The sequence below is a fragment of the Amycolatopsis sp. genome, assembly GCF_035546795.1.
In the GTDB taxonomy this organism is placed as follows: Bacteria; Actinomycetota; Actinomycetes; order Mycobacteriales; family Pseudonocardiaceae; genus Amycolatopsis_E.
The window spans coordinates 106,835-129,765 of record NZ_DASZWC010000058.1; the positions used below are offsets into that span (position 1 = coordinate 106,835).

At 68.4% G+C, this 22,931-nt stretch carries 22 protein-coding genes; 18 read left to right on the plus strand and 4 right to left on the minus strand.

Annotation, left to right across the window (positions count from 1 at the left end; all coding sequences use genetic code 11):
* The first annotated feature begins 19 nt into the window (after positions 1 to 19).
* Positions 20 to 547 (plus strand): DUF3558 family protein, encoded by a 528-nt coding sequence (locus VHD82_RS30405; RefSeq protein WP_325711828.1) that lies wholly within the window; start codon positions 20 to 22, stop codon positions 545 to 547.
* Here VHD82_RS30405 and lhgO read toward each other — a convergent pair.
* On the minus strand, positions 528 to 1,712 hold the full coding sequence (gene lhgO, locus VHD82_RS30410; protein WP_325711918.1) for an L-2-hydroxyglutarate oxidase: 1,185 nt from the start codon (positions 1,710 to 1,712) through the stop codon (positions 528 to 530). The genes VHD82_RS30405 and lhgO overlap by 20 nt on opposite strands.
* A 50-nt stretch (positions 1,713 to 1,762) precedes the next feature.
* Complete coding sequence (locus tag VHD82_RS30415; RefSeq protein ID WP_325711830.1) at positions 1,763 to 2,308, minus strand: copper resistance CopC family protein; 546 nt, start codon at positions 2,306 to 2,308, stop codon at positions 1,763 to 1,765.
* A 387-nt stretch (positions 2,309 to 2,695) separates the two neighbouring features.
* On the opposite strand from VHD82_RS30415, the gene VHD82_RS30420 reads away from it, so the two are divergent.
* The 6 genes from VHD82_RS30420 (at position 2,696) to VHD82_RS30445 (ending at position 7,059) form a co-directional block, all read left to right on the plus strand.
* Positions 2,696 to 3,388 carry a hypothetical protein gene (locus VHD82_RS30420; protein WP_325711832.1) on the plus strand — a complete coding sequence of 231 codons (693 nt, stop codon included), beginning with the start codon at positions 2,696 to 2,698 and terminating at the stop codon, positions 3,386 to 3,388.
* The gene (locus VHD82_RS30425; protein WP_325711835.1) at positions 3,388 to 4,302 is read left to right on the plus strand and encodes a copper resistance D family protein; all 915 of its coding nucleotides are present in this window, start codon (positions 3,388 to 3,390) and stop codon (positions 4,300 to 4,302) included. Before VHD82_RS30420 ends, VHD82_RS30425 begins: the two co-directional genes overlap by 1 nt.
* Positions 4,303 to 4,331: 29 nt before the next feature.
* A complete protein-coding gene (locus tag VHD82_RS30430) occupies positions 4,332 to 4,829 on the plus strand; it encodes a hypothetical protein (RefSeq protein ID WP_325711838.1) in 498 nt (165 codons plus the stop codon).
* 18 nt (positions 4,830 to 4,847) lie between these two features.
* The gene (locus tag VHD82_RS30435; protein WP_325711841.1) at positions 4,848 to 5,801 is read left to right on the plus strand and encodes a cupredoxin family copper-binding protein; all 954 of its coding nucleotides are present in this window, start codon (positions 4,848 to 4,850) and stop codon (positions 5,799 to 5,801) included.
* Between the two features lie 92 nt (positions 5,802 to 5,893).
* Complete coding sequence (locus VHD82_RS30440) at positions 5,894 to 6,433, plus strand: YceI family protein (protein ID WP_325711844.1); 540 nt, start codon at positions 5,894 to 5,896, stop codon at positions 6,431 to 6,433.
* The gene (locus VHD82_RS30445) at positions 6,430 to 7,059 is read left to right on the plus strand and encodes a cupredoxin family copper-binding protein (RefSeq protein WP_325711847.1); all 630 of its coding nucleotides are present in this window, start codon (positions 6,430 to 6,432) and stop codon (positions 7,057 to 7,059) included. The genes VHD82_RS30440 and VHD82_RS30445 overlap by 4 nt, the downstream gene beginning before the upstream one ends.
* 5 nt (positions 7,060 to 7,064) lie before the next feature.
* On the opposite strand, the gene VHD82_RS30450 is transcribed toward VHD82_RS30445, so the two are convergent.
* On the minus strand, positions 7,065 to 8,171 hold the full coding sequence (locus VHD82_RS30450) for a DegT/DnrJ/EryC1/StrS family aminotransferase (RefSeq protein ID WP_325711850.1): 1,107 nt from the start codon (positions 8,169 to 8,171) through the stop codon (positions 7,065 to 7,067).
* Positions 8,172 to 8,374: 203 nt separating this feature from the next.
* Between VHD82_RS30450 and VHD82_RS30455 the strand changes: the two genes are divergently transcribed.
* The 3 genes from VHD82_RS30455 (at position 8,375) to VHD82_RS30465 (ending at position 11,817) form a co-directional block, all read left to right on the plus strand.
* Positions 8,375 to 9,763 (plus strand): AMP-binding protein, encoded by a 1,389-nt coding sequence (locus VHD82_RS30455; protein WP_325711853.1) that lies wholly within the window; start codon positions 8,375 to 8,377, stop codon positions 9,761 to 9,763.
* A gap of 73 nt (positions 9,764 to 9,836) precedes the next feature.
* Positions 9,837 to 11,078 (plus strand): hypothetical protein, encoded by a 1,242-nt coding sequence (locus VHD82_RS30460; RefSeq protein WP_414637595.1) that lies wholly within the window; start codon positions 9,837 to 9,839, stop codon positions 11,076 to 11,078.
* Between the two features lie 40 nt (positions 11,079 to 11,118).
* Positions 11,119 to 11,817 (plus strand): lysophospholipid acyltransferase family protein, encoded by a 699-nt coding sequence (locus VHD82_RS30465; protein ID WP_325711859.1) that lies wholly within the window; start codon positions 11,119 to 11,121, stop codon positions 11,815 to 11,817.
* On the opposite strand, the gene VHD82_RS30470 is transcribed toward VHD82_RS30465, so the two are convergent.
* On the minus strand, positions 11,814 to 12,629 hold the full coding sequence (locus tag VHD82_RS30470; protein WP_325711862.1) for a Cof-type HAD-IIB family hydrolase: 816 nt from the start codon (positions 12,627 to 12,629) through the stop codon (positions 11,814 to 11,816). The two genes, VHD82_RS30465 and VHD82_RS30470, sit on opposite strands and share 4 nt — an antisense overlap.
* A gap of 58 nt (positions 12,630 to 12,687) precedes the next feature.
* Here VHD82_RS30470 and VHD82_RS30475 point away from each other — a divergent pair, with 58 nt between their 5' ends.
* From VHD82_RS30475 to VHD82_RS30510, 8 genes are all read left to right on the plus strand, one after another.
* A complete protein-coding gene (locus tag VHD82_RS30475; protein WP_325711865.1) occupies positions 12,688 to 13,572 on the plus strand; it encodes an LLM class flavin-dependent oxidoreductase in 885 nt (294 codons plus the stop codon).
* A 49-nt stretch (positions 13,573 to 13,621) separates the two neighbouring features.
* Positions 13,622 to 14,845 (plus strand): UDP-galactopyranose mutase, encoded by a 1,224-nt coding sequence (gene glf / locus VHD82_RS30480; RefSeq protein WP_325711868.1) that lies wholly within the window; start codon positions 13,622 to 13,624, stop codon positions 14,843 to 14,845.
* The gene (locus VHD82_RS30485) at positions 14,838 to 15,359 is read left to right on the plus strand and encodes a phosphatase PAP2 family protein (protein WP_325711872.1); all 522 of its coding nucleotides are present in this window, start codon (positions 14,838 to 14,840) and stop codon (positions 15,357 to 15,359) included. Before glf ends, VHD82_RS30485 begins: the two co-directional genes overlap by 8 nt.
* Positions 15,360 to 15,476: 117 nt before the next feature.
* Positions 15,477 to 16,394: a decaprenyl-phosphate phosphoribosyltransferase gene (locus tag VHD82_RS30490; protein ID WP_325711921.1), complete on the plus strand. Its 918-nt coding sequence runs from the start codon at positions 15,477 to 15,479 to the stop codon at positions 16,392 to 16,394.
* Positions 16,391 to 18,328, plus strand: a complete 1,938-nt coding sequence (locus VHD82_RS30495; RefSeq protein ID WP_325711875.1) for an arabinofuranosyltransferase — start codon at positions 16,391 to 16,393, stop codon at positions 18,326 to 18,328. Before VHD82_RS30490 ends, VHD82_RS30495 begins: the two co-directional genes overlap by 4 nt.
* 110 nt (positions 18,329 to 18,438) lie before the next feature.
* The gene (locus tag VHD82_RS30500; protein ID WP_325711878.1) at positions 18,439 to 19,842 is read left to right on the plus strand and encodes a hypothetical protein; all 1,404 of its coding nucleotides are present in this window, start codon (positions 18,439 to 18,441) and stop codon (positions 19,840 to 19,842) included.
* Positions 19,843 to 19,905: 63 nt separating this feature from the next.
* Positions 19,906 to 20,679 carry a hypothetical protein gene (locus VHD82_RS30505; RefSeq protein ID WP_325711881.1) on the plus strand — a complete coding sequence of 258 codons (774 nt, stop codon included), beginning with the start codon at positions 19,906 to 19,908 and terminating at the stop codon, positions 20,677 to 20,679.
* Positions 20,680 to 20,791: 112 nt separating this feature from the next.
* Positions 20,792 to 22,924, plus strand: coding sequence for a hypothetical protein (locus VHD82_RS30510; protein ID WP_325711884.1), 2,133 nt, complete (start codon positions 20,792 to 20,794; stop codon positions 22,922 to 22,924).
* Positions 22,925 to 22,931: the final 7 nt, after the last annotated feature.

A 22,931-nucleotide genomic window follows, 5' to 3' on the forward strand; every position in this document is an offset into this window, starting at 1 on the left:
AAACCTTCAGGGGGCAGGCGTGCGAGGCGGAGCGGTAGCAGCGGTGCTGGTGGTCGCCGGACTGGTGACCGGGTGCACGACGACGGTGACCGGGAGTGCGCAGCCGGTACCCGGGCGGGTCACGGTCGCGCCGGCCGACTCGACGGACCCGTGCGCGCTGCTCACCACGGACGAGGCCGCGCAGCTCGGACTGGCCGGGCCCGGCACGCCGAAACCGGCGGACCGCAGCGCGCGGGTGCCGGCGAGCTGCGAGTGGCGGTCACCGGATCCGGACGCCTCGCTGGACGATTCGGTGCAGCTGTTCTACAGCACGGATCTGAACATCGGCGAGTACTTCTCCCAACAGGCGACCGCGCAGGAACAGTTCGGTGGCGTCAGCTGGGGCAATTACCCGAGCCTCCTCGGCGACGTCATGTGCAACCTCGCGGTGTCGCTTTCGGACACCTCGTTCGTCGCCATCTCGAGCCAGAACTTCACCGAACCCACCAAGGCCTGCGACTACGCCCGCAAGGCGGCGCCGATCGTGGCTACGCACCTACCTCGTTGACGACGTGCTTGGCGATCTCCAGCGCGCAAGTCGCGGCCGGGGAGGGCGCGTTGAGCACGTGTACCTGGTTCGGTGCGGTCTCGATGAGGAAGTCGTCGACCAGCGAGCCGTCGGGGTAGAGCGCCTGTGCGCGCACGCCGGAGCCGTGGCGCACGATGTCGTCCGGGCCGACGGCGGGCACGAGCCGGGCGAGGCTTTCGGCGAAGCGGCGTTTGGACAGTGACCGCAGGATCTCTTCCAGGCCGGTGGGGTACGCGTACTTGCGGGCGAGTTTCCAGGAACCGGGGAAGCGCGCCACGTCGGCGATGTCGGCAGGGGAGACGTCGCGCCAGCGGTAGCCCTCACGGCGCAGGGCGAGCACCGCGTTGGGTCCGGCGTGCACGCTCCCGTCCAGCATGCGGGTCAGGTGGACGCCGAGGAACGGCAGCGTCGGGTCGGGCACCGGGTAGATCAGGCCGCGCACGAGATGGCGGCGTTCCGGGCGGAGTTCGTAGTACTCGCCGCGGAACGGGACGATACGGGCACGCGGGGAGAGCCCGGCGAGTTCGGCGACGCGATCGGATTGCAGGCCCGCGCAGTTCACCAGCGCGTCGGCCTTGAGCACGGCTTCGCCGGTCGCGATCTCGACGCCACCACCCTGTCCGGTGCGGATACCGCGGGCGGCGGTGCCGAGCCGGAGGTCCGCGCCCTTCTCGGTGAGCAGGCGGACGAGCGCGGCGCAAATGCCGGGGAAGTCGATGATGCCAGTGGAGTCGACGCGCAGAGCTTGCACACAGGACACCTCGGGCTCGTATTCAAGCGCTTCCTCGCGGCTGATCAGCTTCGCCGGGACGCCGTTGGCCTCCGCACGTTCGGCGAGCACGCCCAGCGCGGGAAGCTCCGCTTCTTCGGTGGCCACCACGAGCTTGCCGCACACCTGTACGCCGACGCCGTGCTCGCGCGCGAAGTCCACAATGGACCTGTTGCCCGCGACGGACATCCTCGCCTTGGCTGAGCCGGGTTTGTAGTACAGGCCCGCGTGCACGACGTTGGAATTGTGACCCGTCTGGTGCGCCGCCCAGTGATTTTCCTTCTCCAGCACCGTTACGTCATTGCCGCGGCGGGTCAGCTCCCACGCCACGGCGAGGCCCAGTATCCCGCCGCCGATCACGACCACTCGCATCAGCCCAGGGTACGGGCCCCGGGGTGTGCGCCCAAGTGCCTTGCTTCCGGAACCTACCGCGCGACGCGGCGTGCGATGACCACTCCGGCGGCGACCAGTACCACCGCCCCGGCGACCCAGACCCAGACCGGCACGGTCGAATCGCCCTCGGTCGCGGGAGCGCCCGCGACCGCGGCCTGCCCCTGCGCGACGGGCGCGGGCGAGCCGGTGCCGGCGACGGTCAGCTTGAACGTGTAGGAGCCGGAAACGGGATGGCCGTCCTCGGAGACGATGTGGTACGCCACCGTGTACTCGCCGGCGGGTCCGAGCGGGCGCAACGGTGCGAAGATTTTTTCCGCGGAGACCGTAGTCGGTCCGTTCTCCCAGTGTGACGTCTTGTCCGGTCCGGTCACAACGAGTTCGTTGAAACCGGACTCCACGGGCTCGTTGAAGGTCAACTCTACTGTGGACGGTCCGCTCGAAATCTCCGCGCCGGCGGCCGGGTTCGCCGAAACCAGGACGTTGTGGGCGTCGGCCGCCCGCATTCCGGCCAGCAGCAGAATGGCCACCGCGAAGGTGAGGGCAGTGCCCCTGATCAGCAGATTTCGGTTACGCGACAACGTTTCTTCCGTCCGGAAATGGGGAACTCGGTGCCGTTCCCGGTCGTTCGGACAGTAGTGCGAAGTGCCGGCCGGACAAGGGGCAGGTTGTAACGAACGAATGAACAGCTGCTCACCGCCGGAACCGCGGTCGCCTTATCGACGACTGGATTCGAGCGGTTCGAGGGTCCAAAGCGGATCGATCTCTCACTCGTTCGGGTGACGAACGGTCAACACTCACCGCGGCCTCGGATCTAAAGCGCGAGGCACTTTACCGCTGCTTCACAAAGCGGTAAACGCCGGAAACACAGGAACTGGTCTGATCGTCCCCCGTCGGCCGGCATAGACCAAACGGCCTATCGCTCAGGCAATTTCTTCCCAGTTCCGAGTGATTCGAGGAAGTGACTGGTGGCAGTGGGACTCTCGGTACGTCGTGAACACCTGGTCGCGGCCCTGCTGGTCGGCGGCGTGGTTGTGATCGTCGGATTCGCGTCCGGGCTCGGGCTGAAGACGACCACCACGAACGCGCAAGCGGCCGGCACTCCGGCCGCGGCCAGTCCGGGCACCGCGGTACCGGACGGGCAGTTGCCGCAGGCCTCGGTGCCGGCGATGACCATGCCCGGCAACGACTTGCCCAGCAACCAAATCCCCTCGGACGTCCCGGTTTCCGTCAGCGAGCCGGCGACCGGCGGCGACACCGTGCCTGTGGTGACCACCCCGGATCCGGGCTCGGGCTCGACCACGCCGGTGAGCCCGACAAACCCCGGCACGCCGATCGCACCCACCAACCCGACGAGCCCTGCCCTGCCTTCGACGTGTCTTCCCGGCGCGGCGCAGCAACTCGCCGACACCGCGAACACCGTGGTCGGCGCGCTGCCGGTGGTCGGCACGCTCACCGGAACGCTCGGACTCGCGCAGAGCCCGGACGGAAGCAACCCCGGCGCGCTCAACACGCTGCTGTACTCGATCACCGGCTACTGCGCTACGCCGGATGCCACCGCGACGGGTACCACCGCGACGGGTACCACCGCGACGGATGCCACGGCGACGGCTCCGCTGAGCACGCCTACCGCGCTGGTGCCCGCGAAAGTCGGTGGCTGATGGATCTGACGCCGACCAAAACCCTCTACATCGTCGCCCGCGCGGTCGACTACTTCGGTATGACGCTGTTCCTCGGCGGCCTGTTCTTCCTTGCTCTCCTTTGGAAAGGCGGCGCCGACCAGGGCCGGGCGCGGAAGGTCGTCGTCGTCGGCTGGGTGCTCGGGTTCGTCGGCACGATCGCGGCCGTCGGTCTCGAGGGCGCCTGGATCGCGCAACGACCGCCGAGCGACTTCCTTGACTGGGACCTGATTTCCCAGGTGCTTGACGTCCACTTCGGACAGATCTGGTTCGCCAGGACGTTGCTGTGGCTGCTCGGCGGAGTCGTGCTCGCGCAACTGCTGCAACGCGGCCGGTTCGCCGCCGGCTCGCCGGCCTGGCGCACCGGGCTCGCCGTGGTCGGCTTCGGGCTGTTGCGCACCACCGGAATGACCGGCCACGCCTCGGAAAGCGCGCGGCCGGTGCTGGCGCAGATCGCCGACTTCCTGCACGTGCTGGGCATCTGCGCGTGGCTCGGCGGACTGGTGATGCTCCTGTTCGGCCTGCTCTCGCGTCGCAAGCCGGACGAGCTCTCGGCCGTTCTGCCGCGCTACTCGAAGCTGGCCATGGGGTCGGTGCTGCTCATCATCGCCGCCGGGGTGGTGCTGACGTGGCAGACGCTTGGCTCGGTGGCCAAGCTGTTCAGCACCGACTACGGCCGCACGCTGCTCGTCAAGATCGTGGTGCTGCTCGTGGTGCTGCTGGTCGCGCAGGGCAGCCGCGGCTGGGTGAACCGGCGGCTCGACTTCGCCGTCGTGCTGCGCGGGCAGAGCGGCACCGTCCGCCCCTTCGTCTATTCCGTCGCCGCCGAAACGGTGCTCGTCATCGTCGTCCTCGTCGCGGCGAGTCTGCTCGTCACGGCCAGTCCTGGCCGTTGACCGTTCATCCGAGGAAAGGAGTCTGCTGGATGGACAAGTCCGAAAAACCCGGTCTCGCCCGGCGATGGAGGTGGGTGCTGACGCTCGCCGTGGCCGGCTTGATGAGCCTTGGCGGGGGTTCCGCGATCGCCGAAGCGGCACCGTCCACTGTGGATGCCGCCGCGTCGTCCCAGCAGAGCTCGTGCGCCAAGACCGAGGTCCTGCAAACCATCCTCGCCCACGTGAACTCCGCGCACCTGGAGACCTCGGTGGGCCAGCAGGTCACGGACGCGCTGAACTTCGACCAGTACGTCAAGACGCACACGGTGTGGCTGGAGCAGGTGCTGGCGCCGGCGCTGGACGGATCGGCGGACCAGGTCGCCGCCGACACGCTCACCCCGATCCTCGACCACGTCAAGTCGGCGCACCTCGAAACGTCGGTGGGCCAGCAGGTCGCCGACGCGCTGAACCTCGACCAGTACGTCAAGACCCACACCGTCTGGCTCGAGAGCGTCCTCACCCCGCTGCTCGCCCAGGCGAGTTGCTGAGAAAGGAAAAAATCCATAGTGGAAACCGAATCCCCGACCGAGCCCAAGCGCTCGCGCAAGTCCGTATTGTTGCTCGGCATCGCCGTGGTGGCGCTGGCGGGCGTGCTGTTCAGCTTCGCCAGCATGAAGTCGAGCGCCGGTACCGACCAGGCGGCGCTGCCGCAGGTGGTGCAGGACAACCCGATCGGCGTCGCGCTCTACAACAGCATGGAAAAGGCCGAAACGGCCAAGACCGTGCAGGTGGCGATCAAGAACTACGCCTACGACCCGGCTGCGCTGACCGTTGCCGTCGGTGACACCGTGACCTGGACCAACGACGACACCGCACCGCACACGGTGACGGTGAGCGATGGCCCGGTCAAGTTCAACTCGCCGAACCTGCAGCAGGGCCAGACCTTCACCTACACCTTCACCCAGGCCGGCACGTACTCGTACTACTGCGCCGTGCACCCGGACATGAAGGCCACGGTGACGGTCACCGACAGCGGCAGCGGTTCGACGCAGCCGACGACGAGCACGCCGACCGGCAGCTCGGCGCCGACCACCTCGATGTCGATGCCGTCGAGCTCCAGCTCGGAGTCCTCGTCGATGTCGATGCCGTCGAGCAGCACCGGCGGCACCACCGAATGCATCCCCACCAGCGTGCTGCAGCCCATTTTCGACCACGTGAAGTCCGCGCACCTGGAGACTTCGCCGGGGCAGCAGGTGTCCGACATCCTCAACCTCGACCAGTACATCAAGACGCACACGGTGTGGCTGGAACAGGTGCTGGCGCCGGTGCTGGACGGTTCGGCCGACAAGCTGGTCACGGACACGCTGACGCCGATCCTCGACCACATCAAGTCGGCGCACCTGGAGACCTCGCTGGGCCAGCAGGTGACCGACGCGCTGAACCTCGACCAGTACATCAAGACGCACACGGTCTGGCTGGAGCAGGTGCTCACCCCGCTGATGAACCAGGCGACCTGCTGAGACAGCGGTAGGTCAGGGAAAGGCGGTGGCCCGGCCGAGAAACGGTCGGCCGGGCCACCGCCACCCATTCTCCCATCCCGAGGAGGTCCCCGATGGACGCGACCGTGGAGCTCCCGGTCGAGCGGTTCGAGAAGCTGCCGCTGCCCGGCCGCTACCAGGTCGACCCGGGCCGGTTCGTGCTCGAACCGGCCGTCCGCGTGCTGCGGTGGCCGGTGCTGCGCGGCAGGCTTGCCTGCACCGGCGGCCATCTCGTGCTCGGCGAACGACCCGAGCTGTCGCTCGAACTCGACGCGCGTTCGTTGCGCACCAACGTTTTCGGGCTCGCGCGCACGCTCACCAGCGAAGGAGGATTATGCGCGGCGGAACATCCCGCACTCCGTTTCCGCAGCACGGACCTGTCGGTGACCGAGGACTGGCAGGTCGAGGTGATCGGCAAACTGGAGGTGCTCGACGTCGTACGCGAAATACGGCTGCGCGGCCGGCTGGCCTACGTGGACGAGCTGGCGGTGGTGCTGTGGGTGACCGGAGTGCTGCCACCGCCGCGACGCTCGCTGGAGACCGGTTACTGGGCGGCACAGGTGATCGCCGAACGGCCGATACATCTGGAGCTGGCCGCGGAGTTCGTGCAATGAGGCTGCTACTGGCGGCGCTACTGGCCGCGTTCGGCACCTTCGCGCTCGCGCCGCCGGCGCAGGCCGCGACGCAGGCGGTGATGATGGAGAACTACGCCTTCTCGCCGTCCACGTTGACAGTGCACGCCGGGGATACGATCACCTGGACCAACCACGACCAGGCCCCGCACGACGTGACCACGACGAGCGCCCCGGTCGCGATCAAGAGCCCGATGCTGTCCACCGGGCAGAGTTTCAGCTATACCTTCAAGACCGCGGGCACCTACTCGTACTACTGCTCGATCCACCCGGACATGCGGGCCACCGTGACAGTGCTCGCTGCCGCGACGAGCGCACCGGCGGTGCCCGTCGCGCCAAGGGCCACCACGCAGCAGAAGGCCACCACGCGTTCGTCCGCGGCGCAACAACAGCCTGTCGCGCAACAACAACAGCAGCCGACGACGTCGATGTCCATGCCCGCCACGGTGTCCACCGAGGCCGCGCCGAGCACCGGCGGTGAAGTGGCCGCGGCGAGCGCCGCACCGACCACCACCACGACGCTCGACCCGATGCTGATCGTCGCCGCGGTCGCGGCCGCCGTCGCCGTGCTTTGCTTGCTGTTACTGGGTTCCCGGCGTGAGACCTAGCCGGATCAGGCGCCAAGCGCGTCCCGCACCTCGCGTACCACGGTGTCCACATCGGACTCCGTGAGCGCGGGATGTACGGGCAGGGAAAGGGTTTGTTCCGCGAGCGCCGACGCCACCGGGAAATCCTCCGGCGTCGCCGCCGCGATCTGCGGGTGGTGGCGGAACCCGTCGTGGTCGAACACCAGCTTCGGGTAGTACACGCCAGTGCCGATGCCCCGCGTGGCCAGCTCCGCGACCAGCTCGTCCCGTGACAGCATCGCGTGTTTGCCGATCAGCACGGTGTACTGCTGCCACACGTGTTCCCGGCCTGGCAGCGGGACCGGCACGGTCAGCCCCGGCGTACCCGCGAGGCCCGTGGTGAGCTGGCGCGCGTTGTGGCGGCGCGCGGCCACCGTCTCGTCCAGTCGCGCGAGCTGGGGGATGCCGACCGCCGCGTGCAGCTCGGACATCCGGTAGTTGAGCCCGGGCACCTCGTACGCGCCCCGTGCCCGCATGCCCTGGTTGCGCAGCAGCCGGAGCCGGTCGGCCAGCATCGGGTCGTCACAGGTGATCACGCCGCCCTCGCCGGTGGTCACGTTCTTGGTGGCGTACAAGGAAAAACAACCCACCCCGAACGAGCCTGCCCGCTTGCCACCGAACGTCGCGCCGATCGCCTGCCCGGCCTCTTCCACGAGGTCCAGCCCGTGCTCCTCGGCCAGCGGCAGCAGCTCGCCCATGTCGGCCGTCTCGCCGAACAGGTGCGCGGGCAGCAAGACCTTGGTACGCGGGCCGATCGCCTTCGCGGCCGAGCGAGGGTCGAGGGCGAAGTCTTCGGCGGACACGTCGGCGAAGCGAACTGTGGCGCCGGTGCGCAGAATCGCGTTGAGCGTGGCGACGAAAGCGAACGGGGATGTGACCACCTCGTCGCCCTCACCCACGCCGAGCGCCTGCAGCGCGGCGACCAGCGCTGTCGTCCCGCTGTGCACCGCCACCGCGTGCGCCGTCCCGGCGACCCGGGCGAACGCCTCCTCGAAGCGTCCGACCATCGGCCCCTGCGCGAGATTGCCGGACCGCAACACCTCGACGACCAGCGACTCGCTTTCGCGGACGTCGACCACGGCGATGGGAATCATGCGTGGATCTTCTCCTCCTGGATCTGGGTAGGGTGGCTCGCCGTGACGTGGACACGATTGACGAGCCGACAGCGCGACTCAAGCGGAGGCCACCAGTTCCACCCATTGGGCTGATGGACCATTGACCCGCCGGCCTCTCTACTTTGTGCGGGTGGGACGAGTGGAAGGACTTTCCGGGTGGACGAGGAACTGGAGCAGCGGCGGTGACACTGCTCGGTGATGGCGCCCGGATCGTCGATCTCGCCGCCGGCCGCGCGCTTGATCTCACCGCGGCGGTGCCGGCCGCGGCGGAGGAGCTCGCGGCGCTGCCGGAGGGTGTGCTGTTCGTGCGCACGGCGGTCGACGTGCAGGGTCTGATCCGCTACCTCGCCGCGTTCGAGAGTTCCCGCGCCGTCGCGCTGATCGACCCGGCGCTCAGCGTCGAGTCGCTGGCCAAGCTCGTCGAACGGTTCCGGCCCGGCGCCGTGCTCGCCGCACCGGAATGCGAACCGCCGCCCGGCTACCTCGGCAAGGACGGGCACTGGGTGCGCGCCGAAACCGACGGGGTGCGCCCGCATCCCGATCTCGCCGTGCTGCTGGCCACCAGTGGTTCCACCGGAAAACCGCATTTCGCCCGGCTCTCCCGGCACGCGCTGCTGTCCAACGCGCAGGCGATCGCGGAGGTGCTCGGCATCGGGCCCGAAGACGTCGCACCGACGAGCCTGCCGTTGCACTACAGCTACGGGCTTTCCGTGCTCAACTCACACCTCGTGCGCGGCGCGACGGTGGTGCTGCAGCCTGCCGGTTTGCTCGACGACGACTTCTGGGACGCGGTCACCGAACACGGCTGCACGTCGCTGGCGGCGGTGCCGTACCACTACGAAATGTTGCGGCGCCTGGAATTCGACCCCGCCCGGTACCCGCGGCTGCACACGCTGACCCAGGCCGGTGGCAGGCTCCGGCCCGAGCTGGTCACCGAGTTCGACACGAAGATGCGCACCGCGGGCGGCGGGTTTTTCGTGATGTACGGCCAAACCGAGGCCGCGCCGCGAATGGCGACGATGCCTGCCGACAGACTCGCGGAGAAACCCGGGTCGGTCGGGCCCGCGCTGCCCGGCGGCGCGTTCGGCATCCGGCACAACGACGGGACCGAAACCACTCACCCCAAGATCACCGGCGAGGTGATCTACCGCGGGCCGAACGTGATGATGGGGTACGCGGAGGACGCCCGCCGGCTCGCGCTCGGCGACGAACTGGACGGGGTGCTGGCCACCGGCGACCTCGGTTACCTGGACGAAGAGGGCTTCCTGTTCGTCACCGGTCGGCTCAAGCGGATCGGGCAGGTGTTCGGCAACCGGCTCAGCCTGGACGACCTGGAGCAGGCCGTATGCGCCACCGGGCTGGGCGTCGACATCGTGGCCGCGGTACCGGCCGGGGACAAGGTCGTGCTGTTCGCCGAGGGCGCGGCACGGGACATCTGCAAGGACATCTCGCTGGCGCTGGCCGACCGGCTCCATCTGCACTCGTCCGGGTTCGACGTGCGCGCGATCGACACCGTCCCCCGGATGGCCAGCGGCAAGGTCGACTACCAGTCCCTGACCGACCTGATCTGAAGACCTGCGAAAACACCGAAACGAATCAAGCGCGGGCGCGATACCTTCCGCATAGGGGAGGGGACGCGAGTTGGTGCTGATCGCGGTGCTCGGCTGGGTGGTGCTGGCCGTCGTGGTGCTGACCGGCAGGCGCGCCGGGCTGCTGCCGTTCGCGCTCGCCTTCACGGTGCTGCAGCAGATCCTGTTCGCGACGGTGCCGGACAGCGCGTTCGTCACCTTCCGCTACGCGGAGAACATCGCGGCGGGCCACGGCGCCGTGTTCAACGTCGGGGAGCGCGTCGAGGGGTACGCCAACTTCGTGTGGCTGGTGCTGGTCAGCCTGCCGAAGGCGATGTTCGGCACGGATGTCGTGACCGGGGCGGTCGTGCTCAGCGTCGCCTGCACGCTCGGCTGCGTGCTGCTGGCTCACAAGTTCCACCCGCTCGCCGCGGTGCTGATGGCCGCGGTCAGCGGGCTGGCCGCCTACGAGGGCGCGGGCACGGAGACGCCGCTGTTCGTCCTGCTCGTGCTCGCCGTGTTGTACGCGGTGCGCACGGGCCATCCGGTGGCGGCCGGTGTGTTCGCCGCGCTGGCCACCATGACCAGGCCGGACGGTGCCGCGCTCGGCGTCGTCGTGGTGATCTTCCTGCTGGCGGGGGCCGCGCGGCGGTGGTGGAACTGGTGGGCGCCGGTGGGTTTCACGCTGGGCTGGCTGGTGTTCGTGGTGCCCTGGCTCGCCTGGCGCGCGACGTACTACAACCAGCCGTTCACCACCTGGCCGGACGTCCAGCCGCCGTACAAGTTCCTGCTCGCCGCGCTGCTCACGGTGGCGGTGCCGGTGTTGTTGCAGCGTCGGCGAAAGCCCTCGCCGACGCCACGGCCCGTCGCGCCGGTGTGGGCCAGGACGGCGGCCGTGGTGCTGGCCGCGGTGAGCGTGCCGGTCGCGCTGTTCGGGCGCCCGGAGGTGCTCGAACACCGGACCCGCCAGGCGCAGACGGAGGAGCTCGGCGCGTGGCTGGCCGCGGGCCTGCCGGTCGGGGCCTCGGTCGACACCGGCGTCGGGATCCTCGCTTACGGGCTCGGGAGCCAGTTCCTGATCACCGACACCGACAACCACCCGAGCGTCTGGCGGCCGGCGCTCGCGACGTCGAATACGTTCGGCTACAGCGCCACCCAGCAATGCGTGAGCGAGGACGCGGCGTACACGCCGGCCACCTTCCGGCACCTGGTCTCCGGCGGCTGGGTCACCGTGTACGCGCGGGACGACGAGGCGCCGATGCTGATCCGGCGGCTGAGCACCGATCCGTCGCTCGTCTATGTGCCCTGCCCGAGATGAGCTACGCGTAAGTAACCTACGGTGCCGTAACCTGGCGGACATGGCAGAGCTCGTGTACCCACCGGTCATCCTGTTCGCGAAGACCATGTTCCGGGCCCTGGACCTGAAACTCCGGGTCGAGGGCGGCGAGCACCTGCCGCGCGAGGGCGGGGCGGTGATCGCCTGCAACCACGTGAGCTACCTGGACTTCATCTTCTGCGGCCTCGGCGCGCAGCCGGCGAAACGCCTTGTCCGGTTCATGGCGAAGGAGTCGGTGTTCCGGCACCGGATCTCCGGCCCGCTGATGCGCGGGATGCGGCACATCCCGGTGAATCGCAAGGCGGGCAAGGCTTCCTACGACGAAGCGGTCGCACGGCTGCGCGCCGGAGAGGTCGTCGGCGTGTTCCCGGAGGCGACGATCAGCCCGTCGTTCACCGTCGAGGAGATCAAGTCCGGCGCCGTGCGGATGGCCGCCGAAGCCGGGGTGCCACTGGTCCCGATGGCGCTGTGGGGCACCCAGCGCCTGTGGACGAAGGGACACCCCCGCACGCTTACGAAACGGCACGTGCCGATCTCGGTGGTGCTCGGCGAGCCGACGCACCCGTCGCCCGACGAGGATCCGGAGACGCTGACCCGCGACCTGCGTACCCGCATGTCGGTGCTGCTGGACAAGGCGCAGGCGGAGTACCCGGAAAGCCCTGCCGCGGACGAACGCTGGTGGTTGCCCGCGCACCTCGGCGGCACCGCGCCGAAGCCCTAGAACCAGCGTTCGAGCACCTGGGCGACGCCGTCCTCGGTGTTCGGCGCCGTGATCTCGTCGGCCACCTCGCGGACGGCGGGGTGCGCGTTGGCCATCGCCACACCGTGCCCCGCCCAGCGCAGCATCTCCACGTCGTTGGGCATGTCGCCGAAGGCGATCACCCGCTCCCGCGGCACGTCGAGCCGCTGGCACACCTCGGCCAGGCCGCTGGCCTTGGTGATCCCGTGTGCAGCGACCTCGATCAACCCGAACCCGGCCGAGAACGTGATGTCCACCGACTCGTCGAGTACCGCGCGGGCCGCCGCCGCCATCTCGTCCGAACTCATCGAATCGTGGCTGACCAGCAGTTTCATCGCCGGATGCCCGAGGATTTCGCCGAGCGGGGTCACCATGCCTTCACTGTCGCCCCACGGGTTGTGATAGCCGTCGTCGATCACGAGGTTGCGCACCTCCGGGTCGATCGCGCTCCGGCCGACCCGTTCCGCGGCGAACCCGCAGCCGGGGATCGCCTTCCTCAGTTCGGCGACCACCTCGACGAGCAGCTCCGGCGGCAGCAGCCCGTTCACTTCGACCACGCGGTCGGCGCCGATGTCGTACAGCACGGCACCGTTCGCGCACACGGCGTAACCGGTCAGCCCGGCGGCGCCGGCCACCGACGGAATCCAGCGCGGCGGGCGTCCGCTCGCCAGCACGACCGGCACGCCGGCGGCGACCGCGCGGCGCACGACCGAGTTGGTGCGCTCGGACAGCCGCTCGTAGGCGTCGAGCAGGGTTCCGTCCACGTCGGAGGCGATCAACAGGGGCTGTTCCACACTGCGATTGTCCGCTGCCCATTGTCCGGCTGTCACCGCAGCCCGATAGCGTTGAGTGGTGCGCGTTGGCATTGTGATTCTCCCGGAGGACCGGTGGTGGGCCGCCGAGCCCAAGTGGCGAGCAGCCGAGGAATACGGCTTCGACCACGCCTGGACGTATGACCACCTCGGCTGGAGATCGCTCGTCGACGGGCCGTGGTTCAGCGCCGTGCCCACCCTCACCGCCGCCGCGACCGTGACTTCCACCATCCGCCTCGGCACCTTCGTCGCCTCGCCGGTCTTCCGGCACCCAGTGCCGTTCACCCGCGAGCTGATCACCCTCGACGACATCGCCGACGGCAGGCTGCTGCTGGGCGTCGGCGCGGGCGGGCTCGGCTACGACAACCTCGTGATGGGCGGCACCGAGCCCACCCCGAAACAGCGGGCTGACCGGCTGGCCGAGTTCATCGAATCCCTCGACGGCCTGCTGCGCACGGACAAGTTCGACTTCCGGGGCGAGTACTACCAGGCGGTCGGCGCCCGCAACCTGCCCGGCAGCGTGCAGCGCCCGCGCCCCGCGTTCCTCATCGCCGCCAACGGTCCCCGCAACATGCGGCTCACGGCGAAATTCGGCGGCGGTTGGATCACCACGGGCAATCCGGCCGAAACGCTCGACGAGTGGTGGCACGGGGTGGCCGAACTGGCCAAGCGGTTCGAGGAAATCCTCGTCGAGCACGAGCGTGAGCCGGGCAGCGCCGGCCGCTACCTCAGCCTCGACGCGGCGCCCGTCTTCTCGCTGAGCAGCGCCGACGCGTTCACCGACGCCGCCGGCCGCGCCGCCGAGCTCGGATTCACCGACATCGTGGCGCACTGGCCCAGGTCGAGCGGGCCGTACCAGGGCCGGGAAACGGTCCTTGAACAAGTGGTGACCGACGTCTTGCCGGGGCTCCACAACGGCGCTTAACCAGCGGCCGGTGCGGTAGCCCTCCGTTACGTGGGTACCCTCGACGCCCGTGAGCGAGCACACGAACCACACTGACTTTTCCGAAGCCGATTTCACCTCCTACGACCTCGTCGTGGTCGGCTCCGGCTTCTTCGGGCTGACCGTGGCCGAGCGCGCCGCCACGCAGCTGAACAAGCGCGTGCTCGTCCTGGAAAGGCGCGCCCACCTTGGCGGCAACGCGTACTCCGAAGCGGAGCCGGAGACCGGGATCGAGGTGCACCGCTACGGCGCGCACCTGTTCCACACCTCGAACAAGCGGGTGTGGGACTACGTGAACCAGTTCACCGACTTCACCGGTTACCAGCACCGGGTGTTCGGCAAGTACCAGGGCCAGGTCTACCCGCTGCCGATGAACCTTGGCCTGATCAACCAGTTCTTCGGCAAGTCCCACACGCCGGACGAGGCGCGCGAGCTCATCGCGAAGCAGGCGAGCGAGATCGAGACCGCCGACGCGCAGAACTTCGAGGAGAAGGCGATCTCGCTGATCGGCCGCCCCCTCTACGAGGCGTTCTTCCGCGGCTACACCGCGAAGCAGTGGCAGACCGACCCGAAGGAACTGCCCGCGGGCAACATCACCCGGCTGCCCGTGCGCTACACGTTCAACAACCGGTACTTCAACGACACCTACGAGGGCCTGCCGGTCGACGGCTACACCGCGTGGCTGGAGAAGATGGCCGACCACGAGAACATCGAGGTCCGGGTGAACGTCGACTACTTCGACGTCCGCGCGCTGATCCCGGCCGGCACCCCGACCGTCTACACCGGACCGGTGGACCGCTACTTCGACTACTCGGCGGGCCGGCTGGGCTGGCGCACCCTGGACTTCGAGCAGGAGGTCGTGCCGACCGGGGACTACCAGGGCACCTCCGTCATGAACTACAACGACGAGGACGTGCCCTACACCCGGATCCACGAGTTCCGGCACTTCCACCCGGAGCGCGACTACCCGAAGGACAAGACGGTCATCGTGCGCGAGTTCTCCCGCGCCGCCAACGAGGACGACGAGCCGTACTACCCGATCAACACCCCCGAGGACCGCGAGAAGCTCGAGCGTTACCGCGAGCTGGCCAAGCAGGAGGCCGCCGAGCGCAACGTCCTCTTCGGCGGCAGGCTGGGTACCTACAAGTACCTGGACATGCACATGGCGATCGGGTCGGCGCTGTCCGCGTTCGACAACAAGATCGCGCCGCACCTGACCGACGGCGCGCCGCTGGACGGGAGCCTCGATGCTTGAGAAGAAGGCCGCCAGGCCCACCGAGATCGACATCCTCTCGAAGGTTCAGTCCACGCTGAAGCGCCCCGCGACGGTGAAGGCCGCGCGCGGGCTGTCCCATTTCGGCGAGCACAGCATCGGCTGGTTCGCCGCCGGTCTCGTCGGCGCGGCGGTTGACCGCAAGCGCCGGAAGGACTGGCTGGTCGCGGCGGGTGGGGTGGTCGCGGCGCACGCCGCGTCCATCGCGGTCAAGCGGGTGGTCCGCCGCCCGCGTCCGGACGACCCGAGCGTGGAAGTTCTGGTCGGCACGCCGAGCAGGCTGAGCTTCCCCTCCTCGCACGCGACGTCCACGACAGCGGCGGCGGTGCTCTACTCCGGACTGACCGGGCGTAACCTGGTTCCCGCCCTGGTGCCGCCGATGCTGGCCTCCAGGCTCGTGCTCGGGGTGCATTACCCGACCGACGTCCTCGCCGGAGCAGCCCTCGGAGGCGCTGTCGGTGGTCTGCTGCGCAGGAAGATCCGCAAAAAGGGGTAGGGAAATCCGCTCGTGACGAAATCAGTGAACAAGGCCGCCGAGACCGGAGCGGAGCCCGTGCACAACGAGCCCGCCGAGGCGGAGACCAAGCCGACCGATCTCGACACCGAACCCGACCTGGCCCCCGCGCCGGAACCGGTCACCGAATCGGTCAAACGCGGACCGGTCCGGACGGTGCTGGGTGTGGTGAAGACCGCACGTCCGCGCCAGTGGGCGAAGAACGTGCTCGTCTTCGTCGCGCCGTTCACCGCCGCGCAGATCACCAACGGCGGCGTGCTGCTCGACGCGCTGATCGCGTTCGTGGCCTTCTCACTGGTCGCGTCCTCGGTCTACCTGATCAACGACGCGGTCGACGTCGAAGCCGACAAGGCACACCCGACCAAGCGCAACCGGCCGATCGCGGCCGGGATCGTGCCGGTGCCGGTGGCCTACGCCGCGGCGGTGGTGTTCTTCGCCGTCGGCCTCGGCATCTCGTTCCTCGCCAGCCCGCAGCTGGCGATCGTGCTCGGCGTGTACGAGGCCGTGCAGCTGGGCTACTGCTTCGGGCTCAAGCACCAGCCGGTGGTCGACCTCGCCATCGTCGGTTCGGGCTTCCTGATGCGCTCGATCGCCGGTGGTGTGGCCGCCGGGATCGTGCTGTCCCAATGGTTCCTGCTGGTCACCGCGTTCGGTTCGCTGTTCATGGTGGCAGGCAAGCGCTACGCCGAGATCATGCTGTTCGAGCGCACCGGGGCGAAGATCCGGTCCTCGCTGAAGAAGTACTCGGCCAGCTACCTGCGGTTCGTCTGGGCGACCGCCGCGGCGATCCTGATCATGTCGTACTCGCTGTGGGCGTTCACCCTGCGCGAGGGCGCGCACGGTTCGATCTGGCCGACGATCTCGATGGTCCCGTTCGTCATCGCGGTGCTCCGCTACGCGGTGGACGTGGACGGCGGCACCGCGGGTGAGCCGGAGGAGATCGTGCTCAAGGACCGCGTGCTGCAGGTGCTCGGTGTGCTGTGGGTCGTGACGCTCGCGGTGACGTTCTACCTGTGACGACGACGCTGCGGCGGCCGGCCGGCGACGCGACCGTGTCCGAGTCACGGAAACCGCCGGTCACCCGGCTGAGTCTGGGCCGCACCGTCGCCGAGCTGGTGCTCGGCAGCGTACTGGCCGTGGCGTTGAGCCTGGTGCTGCAGGTGGCGGCGAACCACATCGGCACCGACCCCGGCACCTACGTGCCCACCGCGCTGGTCAATCTTGCCAGCGTGGTGTTGCTGCTGGTGTTGTTCGCGCTGCTCGCCACGAGCTGGGCGGCCCGCTGGCCGTCGTGGCTGCGCGTCGGCGGGGCGATGGCGGCGCTCACCGCGTTCGCCACCCTGCTGCTGGCCATTCCGTTGCAGGCCACCCGTTTCTTCCTCGGCGGCTCGACAGTCGACAACACCTTCCGGCTCCAGTACATGGAGCGGATGACCGCGTCGAACTCGCTCGCGGACATGAACTACCACGGCATCGCGCCGTACTACCCCGGCGGCTGGTTCTGGCTCGGCGGCCGCTTCGCGAACCTCATCGGCTGGGACGGCTGGGCGGCGTACAAGCCGTATTCGATCCTGTGGATAGCGCTGTCCGCGGTGGTCGCGTTCGTGCTGTGGAGTCTCGTGGTGCGCCGCAGGCTCGCGGTGCTCGCCTCGATCGCCACGACCATCGCCGGCTGCTTCTCGGTGGCCATCGACGAGCCGTACGCGTGGCCGACGTCGGCGTGGCTGCCGCCGGTCGCCGTGCTGGCCTGGCTGGTGTTCCGCCGCAGCGGCCGGGTGCAGGCGTGGCCGGTGGTGCTGATCGGGTTGTACCTCGGCTTCGCCGCCATCACATACACGCTGCACGTTGCGTTCGGGATCTTCGTGATCGTGGTGCTCGCGGTCGTGGCCGGTGTGCTGGCCGCGCGTCACGGCGAGGGCGTCGGGGCGGTGGTCAAACGGCTGTTGCTCCGGCTGGTCGCGATCGGTGCGATCACGCTGGTGCTCGCGCTGTTCACCTGGGGCGCGTTCATCCTGGCCGGCGGGCTGGGCAAGCCGAACGTGGCGGCCCACTTCCTGCCCGAGACCAGCGCGTACTTCCCGACTCCCTTCGAGCCGACCAGCGTGTTCGGGGTGCTGTGCCTCGCCGGCCTGGTGTGGCTGCTGTTGCGGGCCAGGCATGAGCCGGTCGCGTTCGTGACGCTCACCGTCACGGCGCTCGTGTACGTCTGGTTCGCGGTCTCGACGTTGGCTCTGCTGGCGCACACCACGCTGTTGTCGTTCCGCTTCATCGGCACGCTGGACACGCTGCTTTCGGTCGCCGGGGTGTTCGGCGCGGTCGAGTTGCTGCGGCACGTGCCGAGGCTGACCAGGCAGGGGCGGCCGCTGTTCGTCGCCGGGAGCGTGCTCGCGTTGATCGGCGCGGTTTCGCTGGCGCAGACGAGTGTGAAATCGCTGAACGATTCGGTGCAGACGGCGGAATCCGACTACTATGCCGACGGCTACAACGCCAAGGGCGAGCACGACACCAGCAAGGACGGCGCCTGGACGGGTCAGCTGATCAGCACGGTGAACGAACTCTCCGGCCGCGCGCCGGAGGGCAACATCGTGCTGTCCGCGTACGACAGGCTGCTGTCTTTCGTGCCGTACTGGGGTTTCCAGCAGACCACGCCGCACTACGCGAACCCGCTGGCCGGGTACACCGAGCGCAACGCGCAGATCAGGAACTGGGCCACCGCCTCGGATTCCGCCGAACTGCTGAACAAGCTGGCCGCGAATCCCGTCGAAGCACCGAATGTTTTCGTGCTGCGCAAGGACAACGGGAAGCTGGACATGCCGATCGCGTCCGACACGTTCCCGCAGGCCTCGCCGGTGCACGTGGACGAGGTCGCGTTCGACCCGGCGCTGTTCGTCTCGCCGCGCTTCACGCAACGTGACGTCGGCCCGTTTACAGTGATAGTGCTGCGGTACTAGTCCGCCCGTCACCAATCCGACTACAGCCACGACGGAAACAGGTCCCTACGAGCAGATCGGCTGCAGATGCGTATCCGCCTACTTCCGGTCGGATTGGTAACAATGTCCTGGTGAAGACGTCGTGGTGGCCGCCGGTGGTGGCCGCCGTGCTGTCCGCACTGACGTTCTTGCTGGCCAAGGACAGTCTCATCGACGACGCGTTCATCACGCTGGACTACGCGAAGAACCTCGCGGTGCACGGGGAATGGGCGCTCATCCCCGGGCATCCCGCGAACACCGCCACCTCGCCGTTGCACGTGGCGCTGCTCGCCTTCGTGACGCTGTTGACCAGGGCTTCCGGGGCCGCGCACCCGGTGTTCGCGCTGGGTGTGGTGAACGTCGGCGTCAGCGCGGTTTTCGGCTGGGCGTGGGCAAGAATGCGCTTACCCGCGGCCGCTTCCGCGGTCGGTATCGCGGTCGTCCTGCTCAACCCGTTGCTGCTTTCCGCGCTGGGCCTGGAAGTCCTGTTCATCGCGACGGCGCTGATCCTGCTCGTGTCGTTCGCGGACCGGCCGGTCGCGTTCGGAGTGATCGCCGGGCTGGCCGTGCTGACGAGGCTGGATCTCGCGGTGTTCGTCGTACTGCTCGCCGCGGTCGCGCCCGCGGTGCGACACAAGCCGTTGCCGGTACTGGGTTTGTTCCTGCTGGTCACGCTGCCGTGGCTGGGGTTCTCCTGGTGGTACTTCGGTTCGGCGGTGCCGGACACGCTGGTGATCAAGCAGTTGCAGCGGAGCTTCGGCGGGCAGGGGTTCTTCGGTACCGGATTGGACCTGGCCTGGGGCGGCGATCCGGTCGCGGTGCTCAGTTTCGCGCCGGCCGGGTTCGGCGTGCTCGCGCTGCTGGTCTGGTTGTTCGTGCGGCGCCGGGAGTCGCTGCCGTTCGTCGCGCTCGGCGTGGGCGGGATTGCTTACTACGCGGTGTATTCACTGCTCAACGTGCCGCCGTACCACTGGTACTTCGTGCCGCCGATCGTCGCGCTCGGCATGGCGGGGGTTGGGATCGCGGCGCGCTGGCAGGTGCAGGCGCGCGCGGTCGCGATGGCGGTCATGGCGCTCCTCGTGCTCGGCTACACGCCGGCGTTCGTGCGGCCCGTGCCTTGGGTGGCCCCACCGTTCTTCGGGAACTGGGCCGACACGGCGGACTACGCCCGCGTCGGCCGTGAACTGGGCCAACGCGTCGGCGGCGAGCCGGTCGGTGCGCCGGGGGAGCTCGGCGCGCTCGCGTACTTCTGCGACTGCCAGATCGTCGACGGGTTCTCCGACCCGGGCCTGCTGGGTCCGCAGATCCGCGAGCGGATCGACCGGGCCGGACCGGTCGTGGCCTGGCTGTTGCGGCTCAACTACACCCGGTTCGACTGGCAGCGGCCGCCGATCGCCCGCACTTACCAGCTGACCTACGGGCCGGGGCCCGGTCCATGGCAGGTGTATTCGCAGGCGAAGGGCGTCGGGCACTTCATGCTCATGCCAATTCGCTGAGCCTGTGTGGTCCTCGTAAACTCTCGCTGCACACGACTGGTCGGGGAAAGAAAAGGGGTGTCGATGAGCTACCCCCTGTATCGGCACGGCACGTACGCCTTGATCGACGGTGTCTCGCACCGCGTTTCCTACTCGTTCGGCGAGAACTACGTGCACTTTCCGGATGGCGTTTCGGAAAAACCCACTCCGTATCCGCGAACCGAGCCGATCCCGGTGGACATGTGCGAGCGCGTGTTCTCTGTGCAGGTCTATGCCAGCTACCGCGGCCACGGGGTGCTGATCGACGAACTGGACGAAGCGGGACACGCCAGGCTGATGGAGGCCGAATGGGACGGCGAATGGGCCACCGTCAACGGCTTCGTGCAGGAGAACGCGTACGAGTACTACAAAACCGCTGACGTGCGTCAACTCACCGACTACTACGAGAAACAGACCGATCTGCTGTTCAGCCGCTGGCGTTCGGCGCACTTCTCCCGGCCGATCGAGGGGCACGCGCCGACCGGCGGCTGGGCCAACGGCGATCCGGCGGTGATCAGCGGCCGCCCGCGCACCGGGGTGGTCAAGGACGAGGACGGCAGGCTCGCCGAGGTGACCACACGTGCTGAGTACCTCGGTTATCCCTGCGAGATAGCCGGCATCACCGCGGACGGTTCGGTGGGCCTGTATTACCTTGGCGCCGACGCGGAACAGGCCGAAGCGGACGGTTTCCGGGAGGTGTACGACGGGCGCCTGGCCAAGACCGTGCACATCTACGATCTCGCGCGCTATCACGAGCACCACGTCGATCTGCTCTTCGACAAGTGGCGTGCCGGCACCGAACTCCCGTACGACAACTGAGTGATCCGTCACCTTGGCGCAATATCGTTGCAGCGCAACGGTTTGACCCATTCGGAATTGTGCCGGGGGAGGGGGCGGTAATCCGAATTCACGCTTCGACGTACAGTTCCGTGTGGTCGAAGTACTGAACTCCCGAGCCCTTGCGCACGAAACCGGCACGGCACGCACAGTGCTGCCCGGCCGCGTGCACCGCGACGGATACGCCTGGCTCGTGGGCGGTGTCGCGCTGGTGCTGGGGGCGCTGTTCATCGTCGTCGACCTGAGCTACAACCAGGGCAAACTGATCGCGCCGCTGGACGACGTCTACATCCACCTGCAGTACGGCCGCCAGATCGGGCTCGGGGAGTTCTTCAGGTTCGAGACCGGCGATCCGGTCAGTTCGGGCGCGAGCAGCGTGCTGTACGCGCTGGTGCTCGGCGCCGCGTACGCGATCGGAATCCAGGGCAGCTGGTTCCTCGCCTTCGCGATGGCTTTCGGTGTGCTCTGCTTCGCGCTGAGCGCCGCGCTGACGTACCGGCTGGGTGCGGTGCTGGTCGCACGCTCGGTGGGGCTCTGGACGGGCCTTCTGCTCGCGGTGAGTGGCGAACTGCTGTGGGGCGCGACGAGCGGTATGGAGGTAGGCCTCGCCACGCTGCTGGTGGTCTCCACGCTGCTGGCGATGGTCCGGGAAGCGCCTTCCGGCCGATTCCGGTTCACCCCGGTCCTCGCCGTACTGCTCGCGCTGGTCCGGCCCGAGGGGCTGATCTTCGCGATCGTGCTGATGCTGGCCTCGTGGTGGACATTGTGGACACATCGCCGTGGCACCGGGGTGCCGCGCTCGCTCTTGCGCTGGGCGTGGACCCTGCTGCCGGTGCTCGCCGGGGTGGCCCAGCTGGTCTTCTACCGGATCGCCACGGGCACCGCTTCGGCCAACGGGATCCAGGCGAAATCCCTGCTGCGCGACCGCCCGCTGTTCTACCTCGGCGACTTCACCGACCGTGCGATCTCCAACCTGCGCACGGTCGGCGACATCTTCCTCGGCTTCAACGACCAGGACTTCGCCTTCCCCGGTGCTGTGCTGTTCTGCTGCGTCGGCGTGATCTACCTGGTGTTCGTGCGGCGCGCCTGGCGCACGGTGTTCGGCGCGATGGCCGTCGGGCTCGTCGCGGTCACCCTGTCCATCGCCACGCTGAACACCGCGCTGACCCACTATCTCCGCTACAACCAGCCGTTCCTGCCGGTGTTCCTGTTGTTCGCGGTGGCGGGCGTGTACGGGCTCACCCGGGTCGTGCCGCACAACGCGCGCCGCTTCGCGCTGCACGGTGGGCTTGCCGTGGCGCTGGTGTTCTCGCTGGCGGCCTTGCCGACGTGGGCGGTCCGCTTCGGCCGCGACAGCTCCTCGATCCGCGACAGTGACGTCTCGGTCGCCTTGTGGCTCACCACGAACGTGCCGGCGAACGCGACCGTGGCCGTGAAGGACGTCGGCGCGGTGGCCTACTTCAGCGAGCACCACGTCGTGGACCTCATCGGCTTGGGCACCAACGGTTTCGCCGAAGCGGCGAACAACGGTGCCGGCTCGCTGTACGAGAAGCTGCGTCACCTGCCCGCGGCCCAGCGCCCCGCGTACGTCGTCGGATACGACACCGTGCCCGGGCCGTCGCTGGAGCAGCTGCGGCAGGCCGGCGTGCTGGAAGACGAGCCGGTGCAGGAGTTCAAGGCGCAGACCCCGCCGGACGTCTACGGCAGGCTGATCATCCCGTTCCGCGAACTCGATGTGTACAAAGCGGATTGGAGCCTCGCCGACAGTGGCGACGAGCAGGCCGTGCCGGGGCAGCTGCGGGACTACGTGAACGTCGGCGACCTCGACAGCGAACAGGCGCATTCGTATGTGCCGAAGATGGCCCAGGTCGGGATGCAGCCGTTCAGCGTGCTCGACCGGATCGGCCGGACTGTCGACAGTGGACGGAACATCCTCGGCGGCGAGGAGTTCACTGCCCGGAACCTGGTGCCTGGCAAGGGTTTGACCATCACCTCGCGCACCGAAATGGACAAGGTGGTGCCGGACATGCAGGTGCTCGTCGATGGGAAACCGGCAGGCACCTGGGTGCGCACACCGGTCAAGGGCGCCGCGTGGGCGACTTACACGTACACGATCCCGGGAAACCTGATCACGGGATCTTCGGCGCGGATCCAGATCCAGCCGCCGCGGCCGTTGCTGAACCCGTACCCGGTGTACACCTCCTTCGGTTACTGGCTCAGCCAGTAACCGAAGG